This is a genomic window from Azonexus sp., from assembly GCF_041909095.1.
In the GTDB taxonomy this organism is placed as follows: domain Bacteria; phylum Pseudomonadota; class Gammaproteobacteria; order Burkholderiales; family Rhodocyclaceae; genus Azonexus.
On sequence record NZ_JAYREB010000004.1, the window covers coordinates 15,379 to 37,867 of the forward strand.

The 22,489-nt window shown below is 66.7% G+C and carries 20 protein-coding genes; 10 read left to right on the forward strand and 10 right to left on the reverse strand.

Annotated elements, in window-relative coordinates; genetic code table 11:
• Positions 1-2 precede the first annotated feature (2 nt).
• From ACE3OV_RS09625 to ACE3OV_RS09645, 5 genes are all read right to left on the reverse strand, one after another.
• A complete protein-coding gene (locus ACE3OV_RS09625; RefSeq protein ID WP_374326820.1) occupies positions 3-935 on the reverse strand; it encodes a substrate-binding domain-containing protein in 933 nt (310 codons plus the stop codon).
• Between the two features lie 65 nt (positions 936-1,000).
• Entirely contained in the window at positions 1,001-1,696 is a 696-nt protein-coding gene (locus ACE3OV_RS09630) for a hypothetical protein (RefSeq protein ID WP_374326821.1), read from the reverse strand.
• Positions 1,693-3,102 carry a D-alanyl-D-alanine carboxypeptidase/D-alanyl-D-alanine-endopeptidase gene (gene dacB / locus ACE3OV_RS09635; RefSeq protein WP_374326822.1) on the reverse strand — a complete coding sequence of 470 codons (1,410 nt, stop codon included), beginning with the start codon at positions 3,100-3,102 and terminating at the stop codon, positions 1,693-1,695. Before dacB ends, ACE3OV_RS09630 begins: the two co-directional genes overlap by 4 nt.
• Before the next feature lie 62 nt (positions 3,103-3,164).
• Positions 3,165-5,249 (reverse strand): methyl-accepting chemotaxis protein, encoded by a 2,085-nt coding sequence (locus ACE3OV_RS09640; RefSeq protein WP_374326823.1) that lies wholly within the window; start codon positions 5,247-5,249, stop codon positions 3,165-3,167.
• Positions 5,250-5,419: 170 nt separating this feature from the next.
• Positions 5,420-5,992, reverse strand: coding sequence for an OmpA family protein (locus ACE3OV_RS09645; RefSeq protein WP_374326824.1), 573 nt, complete (start codon positions 5,990-5,992; stop codon positions 5,420-5,422).
• A gap of 134 nt (positions 5,993-6,126) precedes the next feature.
• On the opposite strand from ACE3OV_RS09645, the gene hemA reads away from it, so the two are divergent.
• Entirely contained in the window at positions 6,127-7,374 is a 1,248-nt protein-coding gene (hemA, locus tag ACE3OV_RS09650; RefSeq protein ID WP_374326826.1) for a glutamyl-tRNA reductase, read from the forward strand.
• Between the two features lie 16 nt (positions 7,375-7,390).
• On the opposite strand, the gene ACE3OV_RS09655 is transcribed toward hemA, so the two are convergent.
• Positions 7,391-9,019, reverse strand: coding sequence for a diguanylate cyclase (locus ACE3OV_RS09655; RefSeq protein WP_374326828.1), 1,629 nt, complete (start codon positions 9,017-9,019; stop codon positions 7,391-7,393).
• Positions 9,020-9,143: 124 nt separating this feature from the next.
• Here ACE3OV_RS09655 and prfA point away from each other — a divergent pair, with 124 nt between their 5' ends.
• Genes prfA through grxD form a run of 3 tightly spaced genes read left to right on the forward strand, consistent with a single transcriptional unit; the run spans position 9,144 to position 11,375 of the window.
• Entirely contained in the window at positions 9,144-10,226 is a 1,083-nt protein-coding gene (prfA, locus tag ACE3OV_RS09660) for a peptide chain release factor 1 (RefSeq protein ID WP_374326830.1), read from the forward strand.
• Complete coding sequence (gene prmC, locus ACE3OV_RS09665; protein WP_374326831.1) at positions 10,223-11,035, forward strand: peptide chain release factor N(5)-glutamine methyltransferase; 813 nt, start codon at positions 10,223-10,225, stop codon at positions 11,033-11,035. The genes prfA and prmC overlap by 4 nt, the downstream gene beginning before the upstream one ends.
• A gap of 16 nt (positions 11,036-11,051) precedes the next feature.
• Positions 11,052-11,375: a Grx4 family monothiol glutaredoxin gene (grxD, locus tag ACE3OV_RS09670; protein WP_374326832.1), complete on the forward strand. Its 324-nt coding sequence runs from the start codon at positions 11,052-11,054 to the stop codon at positions 11,373-11,375.
• Positions 11,376-11,435: 60 nt separating this feature from the next.
• On the opposite strand, the gene ACE3OV_RS09675 is transcribed toward grxD, so the two are convergent.
• Together ACE3OV_RS09675 and argH are read right to left on the reverse strand one after the other, a co-directional pair.
• Complete coding sequence (locus ACE3OV_RS09675; RefSeq protein WP_374326833.1) at positions 11,436-11,792, reverse strand: carboxymuconolactone decarboxylase family protein; 357 nt, start codon at positions 11,790-11,792, stop codon at positions 11,436-11,438.
• A gap of 81 nt (positions 11,793-11,873) precedes the next feature.
• Positions 11,874-13,259: an argininosuccinate lyase gene (gene argH / locus ACE3OV_RS09680; RefSeq protein WP_374326834.1), complete on the reverse strand. Its 1,386-nt coding sequence runs from the start codon at positions 13,257-13,259 to the stop codon at positions 11,874-11,876.
• Between the two features lie 61 nt (positions 13,260-13,320).
• On the opposite strand from argH, the gene ACE3OV_RS09685 reads away from it, so the two are divergent.
• Together ACE3OV_RS09685 and ACE3OV_RS09690 are read left to right on the forward strand one after the other, a co-directional pair.
• Entirely contained in the window at positions 13,321-14,334 is a 1,014-nt protein-coding gene (locus ACE3OV_RS09685; protein ID WP_374326835.1) for a sensor histidine kinase, read from the forward strand.
• Complete coding sequence (locus tag ACE3OV_RS09690; RefSeq protein WP_374326836.1) at positions 14,313-15,092, forward strand: LytR/AlgR family response regulator transcription factor; 780 nt, start codon at positions 14,313-14,315, stop codon at positions 15,090-15,092. Before ACE3OV_RS09685 ends, ACE3OV_RS09690 begins: the two co-directional genes overlap by 22 nt.
• On the opposite strand, the gene ACE3OV_RS09695 is transcribed toward ACE3OV_RS09690, so the two are convergent.
• Together ACE3OV_RS09695 and pepN are read right to left on the reverse strand one after the other, a co-directional pair.
• Complete coding sequence (locus ACE3OV_RS09695) at positions 15,089-15,649, reverse strand: PleD family two-component system response regulator (protein WP_374326837.1); 561 nt, start codon at positions 15,647-15,649, stop codon at positions 15,089-15,091. The genes ACE3OV_RS09690 and ACE3OV_RS09695 overlap by 4 nt on opposite strands.
• Before the next feature lie 140 nt (positions 15,650-15,789).
• Positions 15,790-18,390 (reverse strand): aminopeptidase N, encoded by a 2,601-nt coding sequence (gene pepN / locus ACE3OV_RS09700; protein ID WP_374326838.1) that lies wholly within the window; start codon positions 18,388-18,390, stop codon positions 15,790-15,792.
• A 188-nt stretch (positions 18,391-18,578) separates the two neighbouring features.
• On the opposite strand from pepN, the gene ACE3OV_RS09705 reads away from it, so the two are divergent.
• The 4 genes from ACE3OV_RS09705 to ACE3OV_RS09720 all read left to right on the forward strand — a co-directional run bounded on the left by ACE3OV_RS09705 (position 18,579) and on the right by ACE3OV_RS09720 (position 22,454).
• Positions 18,579-20,576, forward strand: coding sequence for a TonB-dependent receptor (locus tag ACE3OV_RS09705; protein ID WP_374326839.1), 1,998 nt, complete (start codon positions 18,579-18,581; stop codon positions 20,574-20,576).
• Between the two features lie 85 nt (positions 20,577-20,661).
• On the forward strand, positions 20,662-21,315 hold the full coding sequence (locus tag ACE3OV_RS09710) for an energy transducer TonB (RefSeq protein WP_374326841.1): 654 nt from the start codon (positions 20,662-20,664) through the stop codon (positions 21,313-21,315).
• Positions 21,316-21,318: 3 nt separating this feature from the next.
• Positions 21,319-22,029: a MotA/TolQ/ExbB proton channel family protein gene (locus tag ACE3OV_RS09715; protein ID WP_374326843.1), complete on the forward strand. Its 711-nt coding sequence runs from the start codon at positions 21,319-21,321 to the stop codon at positions 22,027-22,029.
• The gene (locus ACE3OV_RS09720; protein ID WP_374326844.1) at positions 22,029-22,454 is read left to right on the forward strand and encodes an ExbD/TolR family protein; all 426 of its coding nucleotides are present in this window, start codon (positions 22,029-22,031) and stop codon (positions 22,452-22,454) included. Before ACE3OV_RS09715 ends, ACE3OV_RS09720 begins: the two co-directional genes overlap by 1 nt.
• The last annotated feature ends 35 nt before the right edge of the window (positions 22,455-22,489 follow it).

The following is a 22,489-nucleotide window of genomic DNA, read 5'->3' on the forward strand; positions in this document are numbered from 1 at the left end:
ACCTAGAAAATCGGTTTGACCCGCTCGGCATTCTCACGCGTAACGGTGATTGAGGGAACGATGCGCTCCTTGCTCGCCGGCTTGCCGCCGTCGATCAGGGTCAGCGCCGCTTCGGCGCCTTCGCGGCCGAAAGTCGGGTAGGTGAAGCTGGCGTCGAGTTCGCCGGCGAGGATGGCGGCGCGCGCGTCGCTGATGAAGTCGATGCCGGTGATCGGCAGAGTTTTCGGGTCGATGCCGTTCTTCTTCAGGGCCATGATTGCACCCAGCGCCATGCTGTCCGACTGGGCGTAGATGGCGTCAAAGGCGAGTTTCTCGGCCAGTGCTTCTTCGACCTTGAGGATGGCCAGTGCCCGCTGCGAATCGGCGCGTTTGATCGCGGCGACCTGCAGGCCAGGATGATTCTTCAGCTCGTCGAGGAAGCCCTCGGTACGCAGTTGCCCAGGGGTCGTCGTCGGGATGTGCTGGAGAACTAGGATGCGGCCTTTGCCTTTCAGCCGGCGTGCCAGGTGCTGTGCCGCCTGGCGGGCGATGGCGCGGTTGTCGGCGGTGACGAAGTGGGTGAACTCCTCGCCATTGACCCGGCGCGACAGCAGGATCACCGGGATGCCGCGGCGATGGACGCGGGCGATCGGCTCGCGCATCAGTTCGGCATCGCGCGGGCTGGTGATCAGGACGTCGACGCTGCGTGCAGCAAAGTTCTCGATGTCCTGCACCTGGCGGGCGGTGTCGCCGCCGGCATCGCTGAACAGGAACTCGATTTCCGGCCGGACTGCCAGCGCCTCGCGCAGGTCGCGCACCTGGGCGGCGCGCCAGTCGTTGGCCATGGTGTCCTGGGCGAAGGCGACCACGACCTTGCGCCCGGTTTTGGTGGCAGCGAACAGTCGCGGGGCGATACTGAGGCCGAGAGCGCTCAGCGTGAATTGTCGGCGATGCATGGCTATCTCCCTGTGTTGCATGGTTGGGGCGCTGTTCACGCCGCCCTTGTCACCTTGCTCACACTCTAGCGCATCACTGACCACTTTTCGAGCATGGTGAGCGAGTGGCCGTAGCTGTGCCGCAGTTGGGTTTCAGTGTAGCGATGCGCGCTGCCCACCGGGCAGGCCAGGCGCGACAGGCAGCGGTGGGCGCAGGGCGAGCCGGGGCGCAGGCGTTCGGCGCTGCAGGCGGCGAGCTGGAAGGGCTCGCCGGCAGCGCCGGCCGGGCAGGCGGCGAGGCAGGGGCGGCTGGTGCATTCGGCGCAGGGGCTGTCGCCGCCGGCACTGCCGCCGGGCTGGAAGGCGCTGTCGGCAACGATGGCGGCACGGTAGGCGTGCCAGCTTCCCCAGACGGCATCGACGCCGACCATGAAGGGCGAGGGGTGATGCCAGCCGGCCAGGCTGCCGAGCGACTGCAGGCCAATTGCGGCGCCGCCGGGATAGACGATGCGGTAGCGGCTGTGCGGCAGGAATCGGGCGAAAAAGCGCTCGACCGTCGCCACCGTGTAGTCGTCGATCGGGTGATCGCCGCTGCTGCCGGCGGCCTGCACGCATTCCCAGAGGCGACGGCCGGCGTGGCCGAGCAGGATCAGTTGCCGCTCGCCGGGGGCGATCGCCAGCGCGGCGGTCAGTGTGTCGGGCAGGGCGGCGAGGTCGAAGACGTAGTGCCGGTTGAGGCCGGCGGCGTCGAGCCAGGCCGCCGGCAGGGTCGGGCGGCTCATTGCCGGGCGGCGACCCAGTCGAGCAACGCGTCGATCGCGGCGCCGCCTTCCTGGGCCTGTGGGTCGTTGATCAGGAAGCTCAGGGCGTAGCGCCGGCCGCTGGCGTCGAGCGCGTAGCCGGCGGCGCTGCGTACGCCGTCGAGGGTGCCGGTCTTGATGTGGGCACGGCCGGCCACCGGGCTGCCGTTGAGGCGCTTCTTCATCGTCCCGTCGACGCCGGCCAGCGGCAGGCTGGCGATGAATTCCGGCATCAGCGGGCTGCGCCAGGCGTCGAGCAGCAACTGGTTGAGCTGGCTGGCGCTGATCCGTTCCTGGCGCGACAGGCCGGCGCCGTTGTCGAGCACCAGGCCGGGAAAGTCGAGGCCGCGCGTGCCCAGCCAGGCGGCGACGCGCCGCCGCGCCTGTTCGGCACTGGCCGGTGCGCCGTCGTTGCCGAGGCTGAGGAAGACCTGGCGAGCCATCACGTTGTTGCTGTACTTGTTGATGTCGCGCACGAGGTCGGCGAGCGGCGCCGACTCCTGGCGGGCGAACGGGATCGCTCCGGCCGGCGTGCGGCCGTTGCGGACGCGGCCGTCGAGACGGCCACCGAGTTCCCGCCACAGTGCGCGCAGCAGGCCGTCGGCGTGGGCGTCGGCGGAGAGCGGGGCGAGGTTGAGGGCGCGTTCGCCGCACTGCTTGGCGTAGCTGCCGCGCACTTCGAGGCGGCGGCCGCCGCCTTCCGGCTTGACGCTGAGCTGGATGCGGTCGCGCCAGTCGCCGGGGCAGGGACCGGCGCTGGTACGCAAGCCGTTGTCGACGATCAGGTCGGCGCTAGGCGATTCGAGCAGGATGCGCGGCCGGGCGATGTCGGGTTGCAGGGTGAAGCGTAGCGCCTGGAAGTCGAGCAGCAGCGCGTCCGGGCCGACGTTGTAGGCGCGCTGCGGCTTGTTGTCGAAGGCGGCGGGGTCGAAAGCGACTGGCGCGAAGGCGCTGCGGTCGAGGACGATGTCGCCGCTGATGCGCTCGATGCCGCGCACGCGCAACTGGCGCAGCAGGAACCAGAGCTGGTCGCTGCTCAGCTTGGGGTCGCCACTGCCGCGCAGGTAGAGGTTGCCGGCAAGGACGCCGGCCGTGGGGGCGCGTTCGACCAGGGCGTCGGTCTGCCAGACGTGGGCCGGGCCGAGCAGGTCGAGCGCGGCGTAGGTGGTGAGCAGTTTCATCACCGACGCCGGATTCATCAGCGCCTCGGCGTTGTGGGCGAGTAGCGGGGCGGCGCTGTCGAGTGGCTGGACGACGACGGCGACGCCGCTGTCGCGGATGCCGGCCGCCTGCAGCGCCTGGGCGACGGTCGGCGGCAACTGGGCGGCAGCGATGGGGGAGAGGAGCAGCAGGACGAGGGCAAACAGCGTTTGCAGGCAGCGAGGCATCGGGGTTCTGGAAACAAGATCGGGGGCCGTCGGGCCCCCGATTTTACGCTGGCTGCGCGGATTCAGCGGCGCTGAAATTCGAAATCGCCGATCAGTTTGGCCAGGGTCTGCGAGGTCTGCATCAGTTCGCTGGCTGCCTGGCTGGCCTGGCGGGCGGCACTGGTGTTCTGCTCGATCAGGTCGGTGATCTGCTGCATGCTGATCGCCACCTCCTCGCTGGCCACCCCCTGCTGGCGGGCGGCATCGGAAATCTGCCCGGCCATCTGCGAGACCTGGCTCGACGACAGGGTGATGCCTTCGAGGCCAGCGACGCTGTCGCGCAGTTTGCCGATGCCGGTTTCCACTTCCTGCGACGCGATATCCATGCTGGCGACGGCCTGCGCTGTTACCGACTGGATTTCGCCGACCGTCTTGTTGATGTCGGCGGTCGAACTGGTGGTGCGCTCGGCGAGCTTGCGCACTTCGTCGGCGACGACTGCGAAGCCGCGGCCCTGTTCGCCGGCCCGGGCGGCTTCGATGGCAGCGTTCAGGGCGAGCAGGTTGGTCTGGCTGGCAATGTCGGCAATGACCCCGGTGATGTCGCCGATCTTGGCGATCGACTGGTTGAGCTGGTCGATGATCTGGTTGGAGGCGGCGACTGCATCGACCACCCGCGACGTGGCAGCCATGCTCTGGCTGATGTTGGCGTTGCTTTCGTTGACCCGCTGTTGCGACTGGCTGGCGGCGCTGGCGGTTTCCTGTGCGTTGGCCGCCACTTCCTGGACCGACTGGCTGAACTCCTCGGTCGCCGCCGCGACGCCCTCGACGCTCGCCTGTTGCTGCTCGGATTGCGCCGACACCTGGCGCATCTGGTTTTCCAGCTGGCGGCAGCGGATGTCGATGGCGCGCGAGGCACTATTGATCTCGTCAAGCATCGCTTTCAGGGTGTTCTGCATGATGCCGAGGTTGCACAGCAGCAGGCCTGGCTCGTCGCGACCGTCGATGTCGATCTCGTCGGTCAGCTTGCCTTCGGCGATCCGGTCGAAGAGGTGGATCGCCTTGCGGATCGGGCCGACCACGCTACGCACCAGCAGCGTGCCGCCGATCAGCGTCAGCAGGATGGCGCCGAGCAGCAGGCCGATGCTGAGGTTGCGTACCCAGTAGTAGTGGCTCAATGCGGCTTCATAGCGGGCGTTGGCGGCATCCGAGATTTCCTGGATCAGGGCATTGCCTTCCCGTTGCATCTCGGCGTAGAGCGGGTTGACGCTGCGCAGCAGGGTGACGTTGGTGTCCATGAACAAGCCCTGCTTGAGCTGGTCACGTGCGAGATTGATGCCCTCCTTGGAGTAGCGTTCGCGCACCTCACCGAATTTCTGCAATAGCGCAGTTTCCTTGTCGCTGAGTTTGATGGCCTGCAGTTGTTCGAGCAGGCTGTTGATCTCCTGGCGGTTTTTCAGGGTCGCCTCGACGTGCAGGTCGAGCGGATGGTCGTGCAGCTTGGCGAACTGGCTGCCCGGGTCGTGCTGCAGGGCCAGCATGATCTGCGAGCGGTTGTCCGAGAGCAGGAACATCATCCGGTTGACCAGGTTCGACGGCACCAGGTTGTTGCGGTACATCGAGTTCAGTTCCTCGTCAGTGCTTTTCAGGTTGGCGAGCCCGACGAGGCCGATCGTCGCCATCAGCACGATCAGGGCGCCCATCGCCAGCCAGATGCGGGCGCGCAGGCTCAGCGTCCGGCGGCCGGTGGCAGGCAGCGAACCTTGCTGGCCGGCAGCCCGGTAGGCGGCCTCGGCGGCAGCCCGTTTGTCAGCCGGGGCAGGCGAGCGGATCGACAGGTAGCCGCTCGCTTGGCCGTCCTTCTTGATCGGGACGACGAAGGCTTCGATCCAGTAATGATCGCCGTTCTTGCAGCGGTTCTTGACGATGCCTCGCCACGGCAGGCCAGCCTTGATCGTCTTCCACATGTCGGCAAAAGCCGCTGCCGGCATGTCCGGGTGGCGGACGATGTTGTGATGCTGGCCGATCAGTTCCTCGCGGCTGAAGCCGCTGACCTCGACGAAGCTGTTATTGACATAGGTGATGCTGCCTTTGAGGTCGGTGCGGGAGACGATGAAGGTATCGCTCGCCAGGCGCACCTCGTTCTGCGTGACAGGCTGGTTGTTTTTCATGTTCGCTCCAGGGGGCATGCGTTGCTGGCCGGACTTTTCCGCCGCATTTCCTCATCCGCTGCGGTTGCCGTTTGGAGGCGAATATATAACTTTAGTTCTGGTTCGTGTGGGGCTTTGCCTTCCCGAAACACTGTGCAAAAAAAACCCGGCGGGCGCCGGGTTGGTTTGCATTATTTGCCTGCGTCCTGCTCGTAGATGACGTCGGCCCGTCGGTTCTCCGCCCAGGCTTCTTCGTTGCGGCCGAGCAGCTTCGGCTTGCGCTTGCCCCAGGTCTTGACCGTGACCTGGGTGCTGCCGGCGCCGTGGCCGAGCAGCGTGGCGCGCACGCTCTGCGCCCGCTTCAGGCCGAGGCGGTCGTTGTAGCCGCCGCTGCCGCGTTCGTCGGCGTGGCCTTCAATGCGCACCCGGGTTTGCGGGTTGCGCGCCAGGTAGCGGGCGTGTGCCTGCAGGATGGGGTCGTAATCGGCCTTGATCGCTGCCTGGTCGAGGTCGAAATAGACGCTGCGTTGCGTGCGCAGACCTTCCTCGTCCATGCGCATCGGCGTTTCGGCGGGTTCTGCGGCGGCCGTGGTGACGACTGGGCTCGTTCCTTGCAGTTCCGTCGGTACCGCCTGGCCGAGCAGGCCGGGGTGAACCTTGAGGGCGCCGCTCTGGGCGACCTGCCGGGAGCGCGACGGGTCGTTGCCGGTGGCGCAGGCGCTGAGCAGGGAGGCAAGCAAGAGGATGAGGGGAATCGGGCGCATGATGATCGGGCAACTAAGCAATCGCAGGATGATAGCCGCTCTCGGCCCGCTCTACCAGTTTCCCTTGCGCCTGGAAAGGTGGGGTTTCGGGGCAGTGTATAATCGCGCACCAAATTTCGTTACGCCAGTTTCCCGTGATCTTCACCTTAGGCATCAACCACCACTCGGCACCGCTCGCCATCCGCGAACGCGTTGCTTTCGGCGCCGACAAGCTGCAGCACGCGCTGGCCGAGCTGGCGCAGGCCAAGGTGGTGAAGGAGGTGGCGATCCTGTCGACCTGCAACCGGACCGAGATCTACTGTGCCGCGGAATCGGCGCAGCAGGTGATCGACTGGCTGACCTCCTACCATCAGGTGGCGTACGAGGAACTGGCGCCCTATCTCTACGTGCATGACCAGCCGGCTGCCGTGCGTCATGCCTTCCGGGTTGCCTGCGGGCTCGATTCGATGGTCATCGGCGAGCCGCAGATCCTCGGTCAGGTCAAGGATGCGGTGCGCGCCGCGGAAGACGTCGGCACCCTTGGTAGCCAGTTGCACAAGCTGTTCCAGCGGGCCTTCTCGGTGGCCAAGGAAGTGCGCAGCACCACCGCGATCGGCGCCAACATCGTGTCGATGGCGGCGGCCGGCGTCCATCTTGCCGAACGCATCTTCGATTCGGTGGCCGGTCAGCGCATCCTGTTCATCGGCGCTGGCGAGATGATCGAATTGTGTGCCGCCCACTTCTGCGCCGAAAAGCCGCGCCAGGTGACGGTTGCCAACCGCACCGTCGAACGCGGGCGGGAGCTGGCCGAACGTTACGCCGGTCGCGCCATCCGTCTCGACGAACTGGCCGACGCACTGCCGCAGCACGACATCGTCGTCTCCTGTACCGCCAGTCCGCTGCCCATCATCGGTCTTGGCATGGCCGAGCGGGCGGTCAAATTGCGCCGCCACCGGCCGATCTTCATCGTCGATCTGGCGGTGCCGCGCGATGTCGAGGAGGAAGTCGGCGAACTCGACGACGTCTTCCTGTACACCGTCGACGACCTGGCGCAGATCGTCGAGAGCGGCATGGAGTCGCGGCAGGCGGCGGTGGTCGAGGCGGAAGCGATCATCGGCCAGCGGGTGCAGGAATTCATCGGCTGGCTGGAGGCGCGCGACACGGTGCCGGTGATCCGCGCCTTGCGCGATTCGGCCGAGCGCATGCGGCGCCACGAGGTCGAGCACGCGCTGAAACTGCTGGCGCGCGGCGAGGCGCCGGAGAAAGTGGTCGAGCAACTGGCGCAGCGCTTGAGCAACAAGCTCCTGCATGCGCCGACCAGTGCCCTTGGCGCCGCCGAAGGCGAAGAAAGGCAGCGTCTGCAGCAGGCGGTGGCGCGTTTGTTCCACCTGCACGGCGACTGAGCGCCGGCGGCGGGCCTCAGGCGTTACTGTCCGCCGGCCGGTTGAGGACGATGCGGTTGCGGCCGCTGCGCTTGGCGTCGAGCAGCGCGTCGTCGGCGGCTTCGATCAGGGTTGAGGTGGTCAGGTAATCGGGCAGCGCGGCGACGCCGCAACTGAAGGTGACGCGCAGCGTGCCCTGGGCGTGGGCGTGCGGTAGCTGGCCGAAATCGAGGCGGATCTGGTCGATCAGGCGGACCGCGTGTTCCGGGTCGATGTCGGGAAGCGCGATCAGGAATTCCTCGCCGCCGTAGCGGCCGACCAGGTCGGTGTTACGCAGGCGGCCGCGGAGCAGCCAGGCCAGGCTGCGGATTACCTGGTCGCCGACCGGGTGGCCATAGGTGTCATTGATCACCTTGAAGCGGTCGATGTCGATCATCGCCACCACCAGCTGGCCACCGGCCTGCGCGGCATTGAGCATGCGCTCGACCTGGAGCTTGGAGGTCGAGTGGTTGAACAGCCCGGTCAGGCTGTCGTGCTGGCCGGAATAGAGCATTTCCCGGTAACGCTCGATCTTGGTCTTGACCACCGAGGCGAGGATGATCGGGTTGACCGGCTTGGTCAGGAACTGATCGCCGCCCAGGCGCAGCGCCTCGACCTGCTGCACGATGTCGTTCTCGCTCGACAGGTAGATTACCGGCAGCGACTGGTATTCGGGAATCTGGCGCAGCGCGCTGGTGACTTCGACGCCGGTGCAGAAGGGCATGTACATGTCCATCAGGATGGCATCGGGGCGGTATTCGCTGGCGACTTCGAGGAGCAGGCGCGGGTCGTTGATCGCCTTGCTGTCGATGCCGTGCTGGGTCAGCGAGCGCCGGATATGGGCAACGGCGGTGGCCGAATCCTCGACGATCAGCACGCGGTACATCTCCTGCTCGTGCATGTCGACCAGGTCGAGGATGCGCGACAGCACGTCGCTGACCTTGTTGCCGACCGGCACGCAGGCATCGGCACCGGCGCGCTGCAGGAGGACGATGCTCTGCAGGTTGGACGGCACCGACAGGCAGTAGAAGTAACTGGTCGGGAAGCGGGTGCGCAGGGCGATGATCGCGGTGATCGCCGCCGGCGGATAGGCGCGGCCTTCGACGTCGGGGATGAAGATGATGGCGAGCGGCGGCTCGTTGTCGGTCGGCTGCTCTTCCCAGCGGATGCCTTCCGGCTTGAAGCCGAAGAAGCCGAGCTGTTCCGAGAGCGAGGTGGACCAGGGGTGGTCGGCGCGACTGACGAGAACCACGCGGCGCGGCTTGTTCCAGGTTTCCGCGGCCTGTCCCTCGGAGCTGTCAAGAACGCGCCGGGCCAGGATGGCCGGGGTCTCGTGGCGGCGTAGTTCGTTGAGGATGACGCTCAGCTTGCGCTCGATGGCGACCGCCTGGTCGAGCGAGATGGGGTGGGTGTCGCGTTCGCCAAAAAAGGAGAGGGCGGTGTTTTCCAGTTCCTGACAGGCACGCACCAGCCCCGGCAACTGCAGACGATGCAGTTGTTCGGTCAGGCCGTTCAGCGACAGGGTGAATTCGACGAAGAGATCGAACTCGCCCTGTTCGCGGTAACTGGCCCAGCCCCGCTCAAGGGTGGCGGCGAGGGCGAGCACGGAATTTGGGAAATTTGACATCGCACATTCTGAACAATCGAACAATTATGCTGACGGAACCCCATCCTGGCAATCTCGGTGTATTACCGGGGGGCAAGTCGGGTAACATTACGGCCCCGTTTCCCTCGTCGTATTGTGTCGCCCGATGAAAGCTAGCATTCGTCAAAAACTGGATCTGCTGGTCGATCGCCTCGACGAAATCGATCGCCTGCTGTCGTCGCCCGACGCGGCTGGCGACATGGCCCAGTTTACTCGTCTGTCGCGCGAGCGCGCCGAGATCGAGCCGGTGATTGCGCATTATGCTGCTTTCCGCCAAGCCGAAGACGATCTGGCGGAAGCCGAGGCGATGCGCGGCGATCCCGATCTGCGCGAGTTCGCCGAAGAGGAAATTGCCGTCGCCAAGGCGCGCCTGCCGGCGCTCGAGATCGAGCTGCAGAAGTTGTTGCTGCCCAAGGACCCCAACGACGACAAGAGTGTCATCCTGGAAATCCGCGCCGGCACCGGCGGCGACGAGTCGGCGTTGTTCGCCGGCGACCTCTTCCGCATGTACGCGCGCTACGCCGAGCGTCAGCGCTGGCAGGTCGAAGTGTTGTCGGCCAGCGAATCCGATCTCGGCGGCTACAAGGAAGTGATCTGCCGGATCGCCGGTTACGGCGCCTATTCCCGGCTCAAGTTCGAATCCGGCGGTCACCGTGTGCAGCGCGTGCCGGAAACCGAAACCCAGGGCCGCATCCACACCTCGGCCTGTACCGTCGCCGTGATGCCGGAAGCCGACGAGGTGGGAGACGTCGACCTGAATCCGTCCGACCTCCGGATCGACACCTTCCGCGCTTCCGGCGCCGGCGGCCAGCACATCAACAAGACCGATTCGGCGGTGCGCATCACCCACCTGCCGACCGGCATCGTCGCCGAATGTCAGGACGGCCGCTCGCAGCACGCCAACAAGGCGTCGGCGATGAAGGTGCTGGCGGCGCGCATCAAGGACATCCAGGTGCGGGCGCAGCAGAGCCACATCGCCAGCACGCGCAAGAACCTGATCGGCTCCGGCGACCGCTCGGAACGCATCCGCACCTACAACTTTCCGCAGGGCCGGGTCACCGACCACCGCATCAACCTGACGCTGTACAAGATCGCCGCGATCATGGAAGGCGACATGGACGAAGTGCTCGACGCGCTGGCCGCCGAACACCAGGCCGACCTGCTCGCCGAACTGGCCGAGCAGCAATGACGCTGGGCGAAGCGCTGGTCGCAGCACGGCGGAAGATCGACCGGCTCGACGCCCGCCTGCTCCTCGAATGCGCCAGCGGCTGCACCCATGCCGACCTCCTGGCGCGCCCGGAAACGCCGCTGGCGGCGCCGGCTGCCGCGCAGTTCCTGGACTGGGTCGAACGGCGCGCCAACGGCGAGCCACTGGCCTACATCGTCGGCGAGGCGGCGTTCCGCGGCCGCCTGTTTCAGGTTTCGCCGGCGGTGCTGGTGCCGCGTCCGGAAACCGAGCTGCTGGTCGACCTGGCGCTGGCCCGACTGCGCACCAGGGAGCCGGCGCGAGTGCTCGATCTGGGCACCGGTTCCGGCATCGTCGCCGTGTCGCTGGCTTTGGAATGTCCGACGGCCGAGGTGCTTGCCGTCGATCTGTCACCGGCGGCGCTTGCCGTCGCCCGCAACAACGCCGGCCGTCTCGGCGCCGCCGTGCGCTGCGTCGACAGCGACTGGTACGCGGCGCTGAATGGCGAGCGTTTCGACCTGATCGTCGCCAATCCGCCCTACATCGCCGCCGGCGATCCGCATCTGGCCGGCGACGGCCTGCCCTGCGAGCCGCAGATGGCGCTCACCGACGGCGCCGACGGGCTGAGCTGCATCCGCGCCATCGTCGCTGGCGCCGCGGCGCATCTGACGGGCGGCGGCTGGCTGCTGTTCGAGCATGGTTACGACCAGGGGGCGGCGAGCCGGAACTTATTGACCGCCGCCGGGTTCCAAGACGCATTCACGCAACCCGACCTGGCCGGCAACGATCGCGTTTCCGGCGGGCACCTGTAATGCAACTGGAGTCTCCATGTCCGACGTACAACAACGCATCCACGCCACCGTCACCGGCAACCCGGTCGTCCTCTACATGAAGGGCGATGCCCGCTTCCCGCAATGCGGTTTCTCCGCTGCCGCGGTGCAGATCCTGAAGGCCTGCGGGGTGAACGACTTTGTCACGGTCAATGTCCTGGCCGACGAGGAAATCCGCCAGGGGGTCAAGGACTACGCCAACTGGCCGACCATTCCGCAGCTCTACATCAAGGGCGAGTTCGTCGGCGGCTGCGACATCATGAAGGAAATGTACGCCGCCGGCGAATTGCAGCAGATGCTGGCCGACGTCGTCAGCGCCTGAGCAGCGCGGCAGCATGAAAAAAGCCCCGGCAACTGTCCGGGGCTTTTTAACGCGCGCCGTTCAGGCGGCCTTGTCGGCGGTGAATTCCTCGTAGGCGCGCAGCGCCTCGGCAGCCGTCATGTAGCCGGGGCCGCCGCCCATGTAGATGCTCACCGCCAGGGTTTCCAGGAACTGCTCGCGGGTCACGCCGAGGCGGATCAACGCCTTGACGTGGAAGCCGATGCAGCCGTCGCAATGCTGGGCGATGCCGATCGCCAGCGCGATCAATTCCTTCTGCAGTTCGCTCAGTGCGCCGGCCTTCATCGCGCCATTGTGCATTGCCGAGAAACCTTGCGTGGCTTCCGGCAGTTCCTTGCGCAGGGTGCCGAGCGCCCTGGTCAGGTCGGTGGTGACGGCGCGGTAGGATTTGCTGCTCATGCGTTCTCCTGGGGAGGTTAATCAGAAAACGCTTATTTTAACCGGAAAGCGCTGCGGCGGCGCTTTCCGGGCTGCGCAGCTTCACAGGCGGTTGCGGGCGCGGGCGATGGCGGCGCGCACCTGGGCCGGTGCTGTGCCGCCGATGTGATTGCGCGAGGCGAGCGAGCCGTCAACGGTGAGTACGGCATAAACATCGTCGTCGATCAGCGGCGAGAACTGGCGGAATTCTTCCAGCGTCAGTCCGGGCAGGTCGACGCCCTTGAACTCGGCCGCCTTGACCGCCAGGCCGACGGCTTCGTGCGCGTCGCGGAAGGGCAGGCCCTTCTTGGTCAGGTAGTCGGCGAGGTCGGTGGCGGTGGCGAAGCCCTGGGTCAGCGCGGCCTGCATGTTGTCGGCGCGCACCGTGATGCCGCCGGCCATGTCGGCGAAGATGCGCAACGTGTCAGTGACCGTGTCGACGGCGTCGAACAGCGGCTCCTTGTCTTCCTGATTGTCCTTGTTATAGGCCAGCGGCTGCGACTTCATCAGGGTCAGCAGGCTGATCAACTGGCCGTAGACGCGGCCGGTCTTGCCGCGCGCCAGTTCCGGCACGTCCGGGTTCTTCTTCTGCGGCATGATCGACGAGCCGGTGCAGAAGCGGTCGGCAATCTGGATGAAGCCGACGCGCGGGCTCATCCACATCACCAGTTCTTCCGACAGGCGGCTGATGTGCATCATCAGGAGCGCGCAGGCCGAGGTGAATTCGATCGCGAAGTCGCGGTCGGAGACGGCGTCCAGCGAGTTCTCGCAGACCCCGTCGAAACCGAGCTGCTCGGCGACGAATTCGCGGTCGATCGGGTAGGTCGTGCCGGCCAGCGCGGCGGCGCCGAGCGGCAGGCGGTTGACGCGCTTCCTGGCGTCGGCGAAGCGCTCGGCGTCACGGCCGAACATCTCGAAATAGGCCAGCATGTGGTGGCCGAAGGTGACCGGCTGCGCCACCTGCAGATGGGTGAAGCCGGGCATCGGCGTTGCCGCTTCCTTTTCGGCGAGGTCGACCAGTGCGCTGCGGAAGGCCTTCAGCAGCATCTGGATGTCGTCGATCGCGTCGCGCAGGTAGAGGCGGATGTCGGTCGCCACCTGGTCGTTACGCGAGCGGCCGGTATGCAGACGCTTGCCGGCGTCGCCGACGAGCGCGGTGAGGCGCTTCTCGATGGTGAGGTGCACGTCTTCCAGGTCGATCGACCATACCAGCTGACCGGACTCGATTTCCTCAGTGACCTGGGCCATGCCGCGTTCGATGTCGGCCAGGTCCTCGCCGCTGATGATGCCCTGGCGGGAGAGCATCCGGGCGTGCGCAAGCGAGCCCCGGATGTCCTGGCGCCACATGCGCTGGTCGAAATCGACCGAGGCCGTGTAGCGTTTGACGAGATCGGAGACCGGCTCGGAGAAGCGGCCGGCCCAGGTGTATTGGTTGGCGTTGGAAGTCATGACTTGGGTCTACAATGGGGCGCGAAACGAGATGAGGAATTCGGTTGAATCCGCAAGAAGAATGACAAGTATACGGCACTTTCCGGCGACCCAGCCGCTGCCCGACTGGCGCAACTTCGGCGTCATGCTGCGCGTCCTGCTCGGCATCAACCTGCTCGCCGCCGTCGCCGCGCTGATCCAGTCGCCCGACCTGGCCGGCTGGGTTGACCGTTTCGTCGATCTGGCCTCGGTGGTCGAACCGCTACTGCTGATCGGCCTCGGCATCCTGTCGCTGGCTCGCGACCTGCTCTGGCGCCTGCGCCTGCGCGTCGGCCAGGTCTGCGTGCTGGCGCTGGCCGGCGGGCTGGCGGCGGCGCTCTTCGCCTACGGCCATGAACTGCGTCTGGTCGAGGCCGGGGCGATCCTGCGCGGCAGCCTGCTGGCGGTCATCGCCACGGCGCTGCTGCTGCTTTATTTCGAACTGCGTTCGCGGGCGCTGTCGCCGGCCCAGGCCGAGGCGCGACTGGCAGCGCTGAACGCGCGGATCCGGCCGCATTTCCTGTTCAATTCGTTGAACGCCGTCCTGTCGTTGATCCGGGCCCGGCCACAGGAAGCCGAGGCAGCGCTGGAAGCGCTGTCCGACCTGTTCCGCGCGGCGATGCGCGACCCCTCGGCGCGAGTCAGCCTGGCTGACGAGATTGCCCTTGGCCGGCAGTATCTGGAACTTGAACAGTTGCGTCTGGGCGAGCGCCTGACGGTGGACTGGCAGATCGGCGAGATGGCGCTCGACCTGCCGATCCCGCCACTGATGCTGCAGCCCTTGCTGGAGAATGCGGTGCGCCACGGTATCGAGCCCCTGCCCGAAGGCGGCACCGTCTTCGTCGGCCTGGCGCGGCGCGGTGACGAACTGCACATCCGCATCGTCAACCCGACCGTCGGTCGCGTCGCGCCTGCCGCCGGTAACCAGATGGCATTGCTTAACATCCGCGAACGCCTGGCCCTGTATTACGATCTCGAGGCTCGGCTGGAGACCGAGATCGACGATCATCATTACGAAGTCCGCATCGTGCTGCCATGCCAAGCCAAACCCCGCTGAAAATCCTGCTGGTCGATGACGAACCGCTGGCCCGCGAGCGCCTGCGCGCCCTGCTTGGCGACATCGCCGGACAGTGTCCGGGCGAGATCGTCGGCGAGGCGGCGAACGGTCTGCAGGCGCTCGAGCAACTGGAAAAGCAAGCGGTCGACGTGGTGCTTTGCGACATCCGCATGCCCGGCATGGACGGCATCGAACTGGCTTCGCACCTCGGCCGGCTGGCGGCGCCGCCAGCGGTGATCTTCACCACTGCCTATGACAACTACGCGGTCCAGGCCTTCGATCTCAACGCGCTCGATTACCTGATGAAGCCGGTACGCGCCCAGCGTCTGCTGACGGCGTTGCAGAAGTTGCCCGGCGTGCGCCCCGATCCCTCAGTGCTGGCCGGTATCGGTCAGGCGGTGCGCGGCGGCGGGCGCACGCATCTCTCCTGCCACGAACGCGGCCGCTTGCTGCTGGTGCCGGTCGAGGAAGTGCTGTATTTCCGTGCCGACCTCAAGTATGTCGCGGCGCGCACTGTCGAGCGAGAATACCTGCTCGACGAATCGCTGACCCATCTGGAGAACGAGTTTCCCGAGCAGTTCCTGCGCCTGCACCGGGCGGTGCTGGTGGCGCGGCGGGCGATCGCGGGTTTCGAGAAAGCGGCCGGCGATGACGCCGAAGCTTACGGTTGGGCGCTGGTCCGCGGGGTATCTGAGAAACTGCCGGTCAGCCGCCGGCAGTGGGTGGCAGCCAGGGGCGGACTGGGCAATCCGGCTTAAGCGCTGATCGCCTGGCTGGACGGCGGCTGCGGCGTGGCGGCCGGCTGGCTGTTGCGGCGGGGAATGCCATTTTCGTCGAGCAGGCGCTCGATGCGGAAGAAGACTTCCTGGCGGTTGAAGGGCTTCTTCATGAAGTCGTCGGCGCCAATGCGGGTGCCGAAGAACTGTTCCATCGCCTGTTCGTTGCCGCTCATCATGATCACCGGTGTGTCACGCGTCTGGGCGTCGCGGCGGATGGCGCGCAGGGCGGCAAAACCGTTCATGCCGGGCAGCATGATGTCGAGGAAGACCAGTTGCGGGCGCTTTTCCTGCAACTGGATGAGGCCGCTTTCGGCATCGAAGCATTCGATGGTGTCGAGGCCGGCCGAGCGGAGGAACTTGCGCAGCACGGCAACCACCGTCTTGGAGTCGTCGATGATCAGCACGCAGGTGCCGGGCGGTGGATCGACCCGCGGCCGCTGCCGTCTTTCCACCGGCATCGGCACCACCTTGGCGAGCGGTTCCGGGGCCCGGGCGGGGCGGCCGAACAAGGCTTTCAGTTGATCGAGGATACCCATCATTGCTCTCCGCTTGATTCAAATCGCCCCGGGGCCAAGCCAAACAACCAGCAATGCATCCCCAAGCGACATTGTTTCATGTCGAATGCATTTGACCACGGGCGGGCGGCGCAAGTCCAGCGCTTTTTGCCCGCCCGGGGTCAGGCCAGCGCCCGGTTCACGACCTCCAGCACGTCGCGCGCCAGTCCCGGGTGCGCCTGGATGTGCTCAAGTGCCGCGCGGGCATGCGCCTGGCGGGCGGCGTCGAATTTACGCCAGCGGTCGAAGCTGCGTGCCAGTCGTGAGGCGACCTGCGGGTTGCGCTCGTGCAGCAGCAGGATGCGCTCGGCCATGAAGGCGTAGCCGCTGCCGTCGGCGGCGTGGAAGCGGACCAGATTGGCGCCGAAGGCGCGGATCAGTGCATAGATCTTGTTCGGGTTGCCGGCGTCGAAGGCCGGGTGCTGTGTCAGCGCCTTCACCGTGGCCAGCGTGTCGGGCCGGCGGCTGGTCGATTGCACCTGTAGCCACTTGTCGACGACCAGCGCTTCGTCTTTCCAGCGCTCGTAGAACTCGGCCAGCGCCTGCTCGCGCTGCACGCAGACGGCGGCGTTGACGTTGGCCAGCGCGGCCAGTGCGGCGAACTGGTCGGTCATGTTGTCGGCTTCGCGGAACTGCGCGTAGGCCATCCGGCGCAAGGCGTCGCTGTCGAGCTCGAGGAGGTAGGACAGGCACAGGTTGCGCAGCGCGCGGCGGCCGGCCTGTTCGCTGTCCGGCGCGTAGGCTTCCTTGACGGTCAACGCGGCGTAAAGGCCGGAAAACTCGCCTTCGAGCTGTTCGGCGAGGTGGCGGCGCAGGCCGTTGCGGGCAGCGTGCAGGGCGTCCGGATCGACGATCTCCAGTTGTTCAGCCAGCGTCGTTTCGCCGGGCAGGGTGAGCGCTTCGGCGACGAAGGCAGCACCGCGTTCGCGTTGCGTCTGCAGCAGGCGGCGGCAGGCGGCGGTGAAGCTTTCCGGCCAGTGCGGCGTTTGGCCGGCGGCGATCGCTTGGGCGGCGGCGAGGATCAGCGTCGATGCCAGGCGCTGCCCGGCTTCCCAGGCGTTGAACGGGTCGGACTCGAAGGCCAGCAGCAGGGTCAGTTGCTCCGCCGTGTAGTCGAACTCGAGATTGACCGGCGCCGAGAAGTCGCGCAGCAGGGAGGGCACTGGTTCGTCGCCGATGTCATTGAAGACGAAGGACTGGCTGTTGGCGGTCAGTTGCAGGGTGCGTTCGCTGCCCGTGATCAGTTCGCCTTCTTCGGTGAACAGCGCGACGCGGATCGGGATCAGTGCCGGCGCATCGTCGCTGGCGCGCGGGTTGCTTTGCGTGCAGGTCAGCGTGTAGCTACGGTCGAGCGGGTCGTAATGGCCGTCGACGACGACCTTCGGCGTGCCCGGCTGGTTGTACCAGCGCATGAACTGGTTGAAGTCGAAACCGCTGGCGGCGGCCATCGCGGCAACGAAGTCCTCGCAGGTCACCGCCTGCCCATCGTGGCGGCGGAAGTATTCGTCCATGCCGGCGCGGAAGGCGTCGCGGCCGATCAGCGTCTGGATCATGCGGATGACTTCGGCGCCCTTTTCATAGACGGTGGCGGTGTAGAAATTGTTGATCTCGACGAAGCTCGCCGGCCGGATCGGGTGCGCCATCGGCCCGGCATCTTCCGGGAACTGCGCGGCGCGCAGGCCGCGCACCTCGCGGATGCGGGCGGTCTGCCGGTTGTGCAGGTCGGCGCCGAATTCCTGGTCGCGGAACACGGTCAGGCCTTCCTTCAAGGAGAGCTGGAACCAGTCGCGGCAGGTGACGCGGTTGCCGGTCCAGTTGTGGAAGTATTCGTGCGCGACGACCCGGTCGATGTTCTCGAAATCCACGTCGGTCGCAACGTCCGGGCGAGCGAGCACATACTTCGTGTTGAAGATGTTGAGCCCCTTGTTCTCCATCGCGCCCATGTTGAAGTCGCCGACGGCGACGATCATGTAGTGGTCGAGGTCGCATTCGAGGCCGAAGCGTTCTTCGTCCCATTTCATGGATTTCTGCAGCGCCGCCATCGCGTGCGGGCATTGGTCGAGCTTGCCGGGTTCGACGTAGATGGCGAGCTGGACGTCGCGGCCGGACGCGGTGCGGAAGCTGTCGCGCAGCACGTCGAGCTTGCCGGCAACGACGGCGAACAGGTAGGCCGGTTTCCTGAACGGGTCGGCCCAGGTTGCCCAGTGGCGGCCGTCGGTCTCGTCGCCGGCGGCGACCGGGTTGCCGTTGGCGAGCAAGACCGGGAAAGCGCTCTTGTCAGCGTGCAGGGTCACGGTGTAGACCGACATCACGTCCGGCCGGTCGAGGAACCAGGTGATGCGGCGGAAACCCTGCGCCTCGCACTGCGTGAAGTAGCCGTCCTGCGAACGGTAGAGGCCGGAGAAACGGGTGTTGCGATCGGGGTCGATGCGCACGACCGTGGTCAGCGTGCAGGTGTCGGGCAGGTCGGCCAGCGTCAGCGTGGTTGGCGTCGCGACGTAGCTTGCCGGCTGACCATCCACGCTGACGCTTAGCGTTTCCAGTTCCTCGCCGTCGAGCACCAGCGGCTGCGCGGCGACAGCCGGGTTGCGGCGCAGCGCGAGGCGGGCGCTGACCGTGGTGGCGCCGGCTGCGATGACGAAATCGAGGTCGACGGTGTCGATCCACCAGGCCGGCGGGGTGTAGTCCTTGAGGTAGATGGTTTGGGGCGCTGCGCGGTTCATCGTGATCGGGGTCCGGAGAGAAGCCGGAAATGATACGTGAAGTGGGCGTTTCCCGGTCGCCGAGTCGGGTGGCCCGGCGGGATGCGGCAATTTGCCACATTCCGGGCCCCGGCGGGCGCTCCGTATAGTCCGCCCCTGCACGGCGGACGGCAGGGGGCCGGCCGCAGCGGAATCTCAGGGGGAAAAACATGTTCCAGATGACCGAGCCAGCCCGGCGCCTGCTGCTGGCCTGCGGCTGCCTTGCCGCGACTACCGCCATGGCCGAAGACGAGCGCGGCCTCGCTCAGGTCGTGGTCACCGCGACCCGCACCGAACAGTCGATCCGCGAGGTGCCGGCGGCGGTGTCGGTGATCGACCGGGCGCGCATCGAAGCCTCCGGCGCCACCACTGTCGACCAGGTGCTGCAGGGCGTGCCGGGCGTTTACGCGGCGCGCATGGACGCCTCGTCGCCGAACCGCATCGCCCAGACCTATACCCGCGGCCTGCCCGGCAACAGCCGGACCCTGGTGCTGCTCGACGGCATTCCGATGAATGTGCTCTACGACGGCCAGGTCGACTGGTCGCAACTGAGCACCCAGGACGTCGAGCGCGTCGAAGTGGTGCGCGGCGCCAGCTCAGGGCTCTATGGCGCCAATGCGATGGGCGGCGTCATCAACGTGCTGTCGCGGGCGCCCGAACCGGGTACGAAAACGCGCTTCGGCGCCGAATACGGCAGCCTGGGCAGCAAGCGCCTGCTGGCCTCGCATTCGCAGCGCTTCGGTGCTACCTCGATCCGCTTCTCGGCCAGCCATTTCGCCAGCGACGGCTACGACATGTGGCGCCCGGACACCACCATCCCGGCGGCCAATCGCGACAAGATCGGCACCGTCAAGGACAACGCCGGGGTCAAGTTGCTGCACGAGATCGACGCCCAGTCCTTCGTCGAAGCAGGGCTCAGCTACCTCAAGGACGAAGCCACCGGCTTCTACTACCCGGGGGCGCCGGGTTACCAGCCGTCGAAACGCGAACAATACGTGCCGACCGTGCGCTACGTGCGCGATGGGGAAAGTTCGAACACCTCTGTCGCGCTTTACGGCCGCTTCGGCAAGCAGTGGGCCGACACGCTGAATCCTTTGACCTACGCGACGATCTCCGAGAAAGGGCGTTACGAGGACCGCAGCGTCGGATTCAACGCCCAGCATTCCCTCTCGCTGGGCAGCATCCACCGGGTCACGCTGGGCCTCGATTTCCTCGACGGCGACGTCGACAACCATTTCTCCTATCCGGGCAGCAGCCGCCTGCGCGATACGCGCGGCGACCTGCGCCGTTACGGCGTCTTCATTCAGGACGAAATGGCGCTGACGGCGCGCTGGAAGCTCAACCTGGCCGGCCGCTACGATCACTGGACCACCGGCGGCAACCAGGTCGACAGCGGCGTCGGTCAGCCCAGCACGAGCTACCGCAAGCGTTCCGACGGTGATTTCTCGCCCAAGCTGGCGACCCTGTTCAAGGTCAACGAGTCGTTCAACCTGCGCGCCAGCGCCGGCCGTGCCTTCAACCTGCCGGACATGTTCAACCTCTACGCCAACACCCGGCGCGGCACGACGACCTACTGGGCGAATCCCGATCTCGATCCGGAAACCGTCAAGGCCTACGATCTTGGTGCCGACTACTATTTTGGCCAGCGCGGCTACGTCAAGGCAACGCTCTATTACAACGACGCCAAGGACTTCATCTACTCGGTCCGTCGCGACGCGACCAACGTCGACAAGATCAACGTCGGTGCCGTCACCACCCGTGGTCTCGAGCTGGAAGCCGCTTACCGCCCGAGCGAGGCGCTGGCGCTGAGCGCCAGCTTCACCTTCAACCGCTCGCGGATCGAGGAGAATTCCAGCAACACCGATCTCGAAGGCAAGTCGCTGACCAGCGTGCCCCGCCGCCAGGGACAGTTGCGCGTTGATTACCGCTGGCCCGGCGGCGCCAACCTGTCCGCCGCCGTCAACCGGGTCGGCAAGCGCTACGCCGACGACATCAACAGCAAGTTCTACAAGGCCTATACGACGCTCGACCTGACCGCCAGCTACCCGCTGGACAAAACTTTCAGCGCGCGCCTGAATGTCGTCAACGTCGGCGACAAGGTCTACGACGGCATCGGTTACCTGGCGCCCGGGCGCACGGTGACCGCGGGTCTTTACGCGAACTTCTGAAAGCCGGTCGGCGGCCGGCCGGCGGATGCCAGCCTGCGACTTCTTGCGTATCATCCCGAAGCTTCGCCATCATCCGCCGCCCATCTTGCGCCCGTCGTCCCTTCCTCCTTCCTCGCCAGCGGCTGCCCGTTGGCTGGGCATCGCCCTCGTCCTGGCGGTGCACGGTCTGGCGCTGTGGGCATTGATGGCGCAGCGGCTGCTGCCGATGCCGGATGAAGCGGTGACGCTGATGGTCAATTTCATCGCCCCGCCGGCGCCGCAGCAGTTGGCGCCCAAGCCGGCCCCCAAACCGCCCGAGCCGAAGCCCTTGCCAAAGCCGGCGCCGCGCCAGTTGGTGGCTGAAGCGCCGGTGCTCAGTCCTGCCGAACCGGTGGTGCCAGCGCCGCTGCCGACGCCGCCGGTCGAGGTGGCGTCGCCGGCACCGCCGCTGCCTTTGCCGCAGGGGCCGGTGGCCTTGGGCGGCGAGCTGTCGGTGGTCTGTCCGGAACGGCAGGCGCCGGCCTACCCGGCGCAGTCGCGCCGTCTCGGGGAAACCGGCAAGGTGGTGCTGCGGGTGACGCTCGACGAGCGCGGCAAGGTCGCTGCGGCGAACATCGAGCGCAGCAGCGGCTACCCGCGGCTCGACGAGGCGGCGCTCGGCGCCGTGCGCGGCTGGCGCTGCACACCGGCCCGGCGCAACGGCCAGGCGGTCGAGGCGACGGCGCTGCAACCCTTTAATTTCGTGCTGGAAGGAAACTGATCGATGGAACCCGCGGTTGTCGAAGGCCTGGGCTTTGCCCATTTTCTTGCCCAGGCGGATGGCGTCGGGCGCATCGTGCTCGGCCTGTTGCTGCTGCTGTCGGTGGCGAGCTGGTACCTGATCGTCACCAAGTGGCTGGCCAACTATCTGGCGCAGCGCCAGGCGACGGCCTTCCTCGCCCGCTTCTGGCAGGGCGGTTCGCGCAGCGGACTCGGCGAACGCCTGCGCGCCGAGAAGATCGACAACGCCTTCGCCCGTCTGGCGCTGAACGCGATCGACGCGGCCGAGGAAGCGGCGGCCGGCGACGACAAGCTGGCGACCGCCGGTGGTCTTGCCGAATACCTGACGCGGACGTTGAACAACACCATCGACCAGGAAGCCGCCGCCGCCGAACACGGCCTCACCGTGCTCGCCTCGGCCGGCTCGGCGGCCCCCTACATCGGCCTCTTCGGCACCGTCTGGGGCATCTACCACGCGCTGGTGCAGATCGGCCTGTCCGGCCAGGGGACGCTCGACAAGGTCGCCGGGCCGGTCGGCGAGGCGCTGATCATGACCGCCCTCGGTCTCGCCGTGGCGATTCCGGCGGTCCTCGCCTACAACGCCTTCAGCCGGCGCAACCGGCTGTGGCTGGCGCGCCTCGAAGGTTTCGCGCATGACCTCTACGTGTTGCTGACGGTGAAGCACGAAGCCGCCGGCGGCGCCCGGGGCGGCTGATGGCGGCCGGCGACTTTCGCCGCTACCGCGGCCAGGCCGACGGCCCGAAGGCCGAGATGAACGTGGTCCCGCTGGTGGACGTGATGCTGGTGCTGCTGGTCATCTTCATCGTTACCGCGCCGCTGCTCACGCACGCGGTCAAGATCGACCTGCCGAAGGCAGCGAGCGCGGTGAACCTGACCAAGCCCGAGCACATCGAATTCGGCCTGCGCGAGAGCGGCGAGATGTTCTGGAACGGCGAGCCGGTGACGCTCGAAGAACTGTCCGCGCGCTGCGCCGCCGCCGCCGCCCAGGCGCAAGCGCCGGAACTGCACATCCGCGCCGACCGCCTGGTGCCCTACGAAAAAGTGGCGCAGGTGATGGCGGTCGCAGCGCGCAACGGCCTGGTCAGGATAGGTTTCGTCAGCGATCCGGCGGGGCCGTAGCGGCAAGCCCCCGGGGGCGGGATTTCCCGGTCTTG

What these genes read in the sequence shown, in the direction of transcription:
- ACE3OV_RS09695 (WP_374326837.1), bottom strand. Translation starts at nt 15,649, where the DNA reads ATGGGTATCCTCGATCAACTGAAAGCCTTGTTCGGCCGCCCCGCCCGG.
- ACE3OV_RS09625 (WP_374326820.1), bottom strand. Translation starts at nt 935, where the DNA reads ATGCATCGCCGACAATTCACGCTGAGCGCTCTCGGCCTCAGTATCGCC.
- ACE3OV_RS09715 (WP_374326843.1), top strand. Translation starts at nt 21,319, where the DNA reads ATGGAACCCGCGGTTGTCGAAGGCCTGGGCTTTGCCCATTTTCTTGCC.
- ACE3OV_RS09640 (WP_374326823.1), bottom strand. Translation starts at nt 5,249, where the DNA reads ATGAAAAACAACCAGCCTGTCACGCAGAACGAGGTGCGCCTGGCGAGC.
- prmC (WP_374326831.1), top strand. Translation starts at nt 10,223, where the DNA reads ATGACGCTGGGCGAAGCGCTGGTCGCAGCACGGCGGAAGATCGACCGG.
- ACE3OV_RS09690 (WP_374326836.1), top strand. Translation starts at nt 14,313, where the DNA reads ATGCCAAGCCAAACCCCGCTGAAAATCCTGCTGGTCGATGACGAACCG.
- ACE3OV_RS09685 (WP_374326835.1), top strand. Translation starts at nt 13,321, where the DNA reads ATGACAAGTATACGGCACTTTCCGGCGACCCAGCCGCTGCCCGACTGG.
- prfA (WP_374326830.1), top strand. Translation starts at nt 9,144, where the DNA reads ATGAAAGCTAGCATTCGTCAAAAACTGGATCTGCTGGTCGATCGCCTC.
- ACE3OV_RS09705 (WP_374326839.1), top strand. Translation starts at nt 18,579, where the DNA reads ATGTTCCAGATGACCGAGCCAGCCCGGCGCCTGCTGCTGGCCTGCGGC.
- ACE3OV_RS09630 (WP_374326821.1), bottom strand. Translation starts at nt 1,696, where the DNA reads ATGAGCCGCCCGACCCTGCCGGCGGCCTGGCTCGACGCCGCCGGCCTC.
- dacB (WP_374326822.1), bottom strand. Translation starts at nt 3,102, where the DNA reads ATGCCTCGCTGCCTGCAAACGCTGTTTGCCCTCGTCCTGCTGCTCCTC.
- ACE3OV_RS09645 (WP_374326824.1), bottom strand. Translation starts at nt 5,992, where the DNA reads ATGCGCCCGATTCCCCTCATCCTCTTGCTTGCCTCCCTGCTCAGCGCC.
- ACE3OV_RS09720 (WP_374326844.1), top strand. Translation starts at nt 22,029, where the DNA reads ATGGCGGCCGGCGACTTTCGCCGCTACCGCGGCCAGGCCGACGGCCCG.
- ACE3OV_RS09655 (WP_374326828.1), bottom strand. Translation starts at nt 9,019, where the DNA reads ATGTCAAATTTCCCAAATTCCGTGCTCGCCCTCGCCGCCACCCTTGAG.
- argH (WP_374326834.1), bottom strand. Translation starts at nt 13,259, where the DNA reads ATGACTTCCAACGCCAACCAATACACCTGGGCCGGCCGCTTCTCCGAG.
- ACE3OV_RS09675 (WP_374326833.1), bottom strand. Translation starts at nt 11,792, where the DNA reads ATGAGCAGCAAATCCTACCGCGCCGTCACCACCGACCTGACCAGGGCG.
- grxD (WP_374326832.1), top strand. Translation starts at nt 11,052, where the DNA reads ATGTCCGACGTACAACAACGCATCCACGCCACCGTCACCGGCAACCCG.
- pepN (WP_374326838.1), bottom strand. Translation starts at nt 18,390, where the DNA reads ATGAACCGCGCAGCGCCCCAAACCATCTACCTCAAGGACTACACCCCG.